This window comes from Paenisporosarcina sp. P4_E4_2 (assembly GCF_056401595.1).
Genome location: NZ_JBFUJC010000254.1, coordinates 1 through 4,592, shown reverse-complemented (window position 1 = coordinate 4,592; position 4,592 = coordinate 1). Strand labels below are relative to the sequence as shown.

Sequence of the window (4,592 nt, the reverse complement as noted above, 5' to 3'; positions counted from 1 at the left end):
TAGCTGGACCGCACAATTAATGTAAAAGCGACTGAAGATATAATTTCAGTCGCTTTTTCTTTTCCCGAAGCCTGCTCAAGAATGTTTCAGAGTGATGATTTTTCCGACTTCACCAACTTTTTCTCAGACTGAGATTTCGCACTAGTAAAGTTCAATGAATAGCCACCCCCGCGCACTAGTACGTATGATACACTTAAAAGAAAAAAGGAAGTATTCATAAATGAAACGTTTTAAATTTATCATTCCGATTATGGTAGTCGTCGCAGTTCTTTCGTTATGGCACTTAAGCACAGATTATTCAGAGGTTCCTCTTGCAACACGTATTTTGATTGCAGCAGGCGGTTCCGTCGTGTCAGGCATTATCTCCTACTTTATGCTGAGAAAAGATGTTCATAAAGTCGACCCAAAACCTGCAGAACCTACCAACAAAAAACGCTAAGTATATTTACGTGCACTATAAATATGGACAACAAATAGCACCTCCAATTGTTAGTTGTGTCAAACAATTGGAGGTGTAGTTCATTTTGACGGTGCTTTCTCTTTCCTTTCGAGACTTCTTAAAAATCTCATAGACACCTTTTACCTCAAAATTTATCGCTCAAGCACATCTCAACACCAACTTCACTTGTTGAGACACCTCTCATCTCATAACAAAAAAACCTTCCCAACTCGGGAAGGTTCATTATTATTTCATTTTATATATACGTGTTTCAAATGGTGCCATCTCGAAACTATTCATTTCTTCGTGAGGTTGCACGTCTTTGTTCGCCAATAATAAGTTATCGAACTTAAATGCGCGCTCCGCCATTTTTTCAATGGACACGGTGTTTGCTCCCAAATTGGAAATGACAATTACTTGTTCGTCACCCAAAGTACGCGAATAAGCATATACGTATTCGTGATCAGGCAGCAATAAATCGTACGTACCATACGTAAAGACATCCTGCGATTTTTTCAGTTGAATCATTTTCTTGTAAAAATGATAGATGGACTGTTCATCTTTCAACTGGTTTTCAACGTTGATGTCAACATAGTTTGGATTGATGCCAAYCCAAGGAGCTGCTGTTGAGAAGCCAGCGTTTTGTTCAGACGACCATTGCATCGGGGTACGTGAATTATCACGGCTTGAAGACCAAATGATGTCCATGATTTCTTCATGCGACTTGCCTTCACTCATTTTGGAAGCGTACATCCCATTGATGGCCACATCGTTATAATCTTCAATCGATGCAAACTGTACATTAGTCATGCCGATTTCCTGGCCTTGATAAATGAATGGCGTTCCTTGCATGAAGAAATACATAGCTGCGATGGATGTTGCACTTTCGTACCAGTACTCTTTGTCGTTCCCCCATGTGGAGACGATGCGGGCTTTATCATGGTTTTCGATGAACAATGCGTTCCAGCCATTGTTTTCTAGCCCTTTCTGCCAACGCGTCAACACCTCTTTAAGACCTTGGATATCCAGTGTTTTCTTATCTTCAGCATCCCATAATCCCAAGTGTTCGAATTGGAACACCATATTGAACTTACCGTTCTCTTCTCCAACCCATTGATCGATTTCGTCGACACTGACACCGTTTGCTTCGCCAACAGTCATGATATCGTATTTTGAAAAAGTCTCTTGCTTGAGTTCTTCAAGGAATGGTTGGATTCCCTCGACGTTCATATATTTTTCCCATGCGTGAATATATGGTTGATCCGTATCGTTTTCCATATCTGAAAACGTTTGGTCTTTTTTAATATGGCTGATTGCATCCACTCGGAAACCATCAATGCCTTGATCCAGCCACCACTTGATCATGTCATATAGGGCTGTTCGCACGTCACCATTTTCCCAGTTCAGGTCAGGTTGTTTTGTCGAGAAGATGTGTAAATAATATTGCCCACTTTCTTCATCCAATTCCCATGTTGAACCGTTGAAAATACTTTCCCAGTTGTTCGGCTCTTTGCCATCTTTGCCGTCACGCCATACGTACCAATCACGTTTCGGATTGTCTTTTGACGATTTGGACTCGATAAACCATTGATGCTCATCACTCGTATGATTAATAACCAAATCAATAATCAGCTTCATCCCACGTCCGTGAACTTCTGACAACAATTGAGTGAAATCGGCCATCGTGCCAAACTCATCCATGATGTCCTGATAATCGCTTATGTCATAGCCATTGTCATCATTTGGTGATTTGTACATCGGACAGATCCAGATAACATCAATGCCTAAATCTTTCAGATAATCCAATTTTGAAATGATTCCTTGAAGATCGCCAATGCCATCTCCATTTGAATCCATAAAACTACGAGGATACACTTGATAAACAATTGCTTCTTTCCACCAGTTTCTAGTCAAATCTTTACCTCCTTCAGTCTTTCAAGATAACTGCACATTTCATTTTTCATTTAACTTTTTCAACTTACCTGTTTTACTTCACATCACCAGCCGCTTCTCCTAAGATCCCTCTCGGTCGAAAACTTATGAAGACTATTTGTAACAATTTCATATGTATTAATCATTCTGTAAGGGGTCTCAACTTTGCCCCATCGATGTTGATATTGAATTTCCAAAATACGAAGAACAATGGAATCATGACTCATTGGAACGGATACCATAGACGCAACTTGCATAAAAAACGTTACTTTTCTTACGAGAAAGTATGTATGATGCCATCGAAGAGATAATGATGATAAGAATGATTACGCTCAGGGTCATAATCATGAGGGTATTGAAAAAAATATTGGAACGAAATCGAAACGCTCTAAAATATCATTGTCATCATCCATATGAAAACAACGAAACATATAAAATTCATTGTCCCAGCAAATAGAACATTTCTTAAAATATGAAAACGCTTGCATAAACTTTTCAGGAATCTGTGCAAACGTTTTCACAGATAGGTAAACTTATCGTATCACATGACGTTTCTTCATTCAATAACACTTTTTATATTATTCAATTACTTTATATTACTTAATCCGTAATTCACTTTCTTTATCAAAGAAGTGTCCTTTTTCCAAGTTGAATGCAAGATTGATTATATCGCCAGGCTGAACATTGCTGCTTGCATCTATTCTTGAGATGAATTCTTGATTGTCGATGTTCGAGTAAACCATCAATTCCGCCCCAGTAAGTTCTGATACTTCCACTTTTACAGGCAAAGTTGGTGATCCAACAGGTGCTTCATTTGAAATATGTTCAGGACGAATTCCTAAGATTACTTCCTTACCTTCGTAGCCTTGCTCCTTTAAGTAAGTTGCATGTGAAGCTGGAATTTCAAGATAAGTTTCCCCAATCACAAAATGTCCTTTCACGACTTTTCCATTGAAGAAATTCATAGAAGGTGAACCGATGAAACCACCAACGAATACATTATCCGGCTTATCATATACTTCTTTTGGCGTGCCGATTTGCTGAACGAGCCCATCTTTCATAATGACAATACGTGAAGCCATTGTCATTGCTTCTGTTTGATCATGTGTTACATAAATAGTTGTTGTCTTCAGTCGTAAATGTAATTTGGCAATTTCAGCACGCATTTGAACACGCAACTTAGAATCAAGGTTCGATAATGGCTCATCCATCAAGAATAAATTGGCATCACGGACAATCGCACGACCTAGTGCCACGCGCTGACGTTGACCGCCTGATAGTGCTTTTGGTTTTCGATCCAAATAAGGTTCCAAACCAAGAATTTCAGCAGCATTTTTTACACGTTCTGCAATTTCATCTTTCGGGAACTTACGCAATTTCAAGCCGAACGCCATATTTTCAAATACCGTCATGTGAGGGTAAAGTGCGTAGTTTTGGAAAACCATTGCAATATCACGCTCTTTTGGCGGAACATCGTTCATGCGTTTGCCATCGATATAAAAATTACCATGCGAAATATCTTCAAGACCTGCAAYCATACGCAATGTGGTCGACTTCCCACACCCTGAAGGACCAACGAAAACAATAAATTCTTGTTCTTCTACATGCAAGTCAAAATTTGAAACGGCAGTAACGTTGTTATCGTAAACTTTTGATATGTTTTCCAACACTAATTTTGCCAATCCATACACGTCCTTTACTTATTTTTTCTCTTCTTCGCCTGACCATACCAGTAAAGCAGCACCAAGCATACCTGCTTCATTGCCAAACGTCGCTTTTCTTACTTCCAACGGCTTCAGCAACAACGGTTCGAGTGACTCCAGTAAGTGAGACCACCATCCATCTGCCGATTCGGAAACACCGCCGCCGATTACGACACAATCCATATCAAGGACTGCCTGTAACGAACTGATAACAATAGCCAAATCACCCGTGAATTTTTTCGTGATAGCTAATGCTTCCGTATGGCCTTCACCAGCAAGTTCAAACATTCGGTTCGGTGACACTAACTGATTTTGATTATCCACAATATTACGTTCAGCAATAAGTCGTCGTAGCGCCGTCCCTGAAACATATTGTTCACTGCAACCCGGGCGACCACATGCACAAACGTGACCATTCGGATATAAAATCATATGACCGACTTCCCCCGCACCGCCGTGGGCTCCATTCATAACGTGACCATCGATGACAAAACCGCCACCCAGTCCAGTACCAACCG

4 protein-coding genes are annotated in these 4,592 nt (G+C 40.1%); 1 reads left to right on the top strand and 3 read right to left on the bottom strand.

Annotation, left to right across the window (positions count from 1 at the left end; all coding sequences use genetic code 11):
* The first annotated feature begins 220 nt into the window (after positions 1–220).
* Entirely contained in the window at positions 221–439 is a 219-nt protein-coding gene (locus AC1DSB_RS14800) for a hypothetical protein (RefSeq protein WP_016428161.1), read from the top strand.
* A 246-nt stretch (positions 440–685) separates the two neighbouring features.
* Here the strand turns inward: AC1DSB_RS14800 and AC1DSB_RS14795 are convergent, their stop codons facing one another.
* The 3 genes from AC1DSB_RS14795 to AC1DSB_RS14785 all read right to left on the bottom strand — a co-directional run.
* Positions 686–2,353 carry a glycoside hydrolase family 13 protein gene (locus tag AC1DSB_RS14795; protein ID WP_477586991.1) on the bottom strand — a complete coding sequence of 556 codons (1,668 nt, stop codon included), beginning with the start codon at positions 2,351–2,353 and terminating at the stop codon, positions 686–688.
* 614 nt (positions 2,354–2,967) lie between these two features.
* Positions 2,968–4,053, bottom strand: a complete 1,086-nt coding sequence (locus AC1DSB_RS14790) for an ABC transporter ATP-binding protein (protein WP_477586990.1) — start codon at positions 4,051–4,053, stop codon at positions 2,968–2,970.
* A gap of 18 nt (positions 4,054–4,071) precedes the next feature.
* A partial coding sequence (locus AC1DSB_RS14785; protein WP_477586989.1) for an ROK family protein occupies positions 4,072–4,592 on the bottom strand: 521 nt, incomplete at its 5' end.

What these genes read in the sequence shown, in the direction of transcription:
- AC1DSB_RS14800 (WP_016428161.1), top strand. Translation starts at nt 221, where the DNA reads ATGAAACGTTTTAAATTTATCATTCCGATTATGGTAGTCGTCGCAGTT.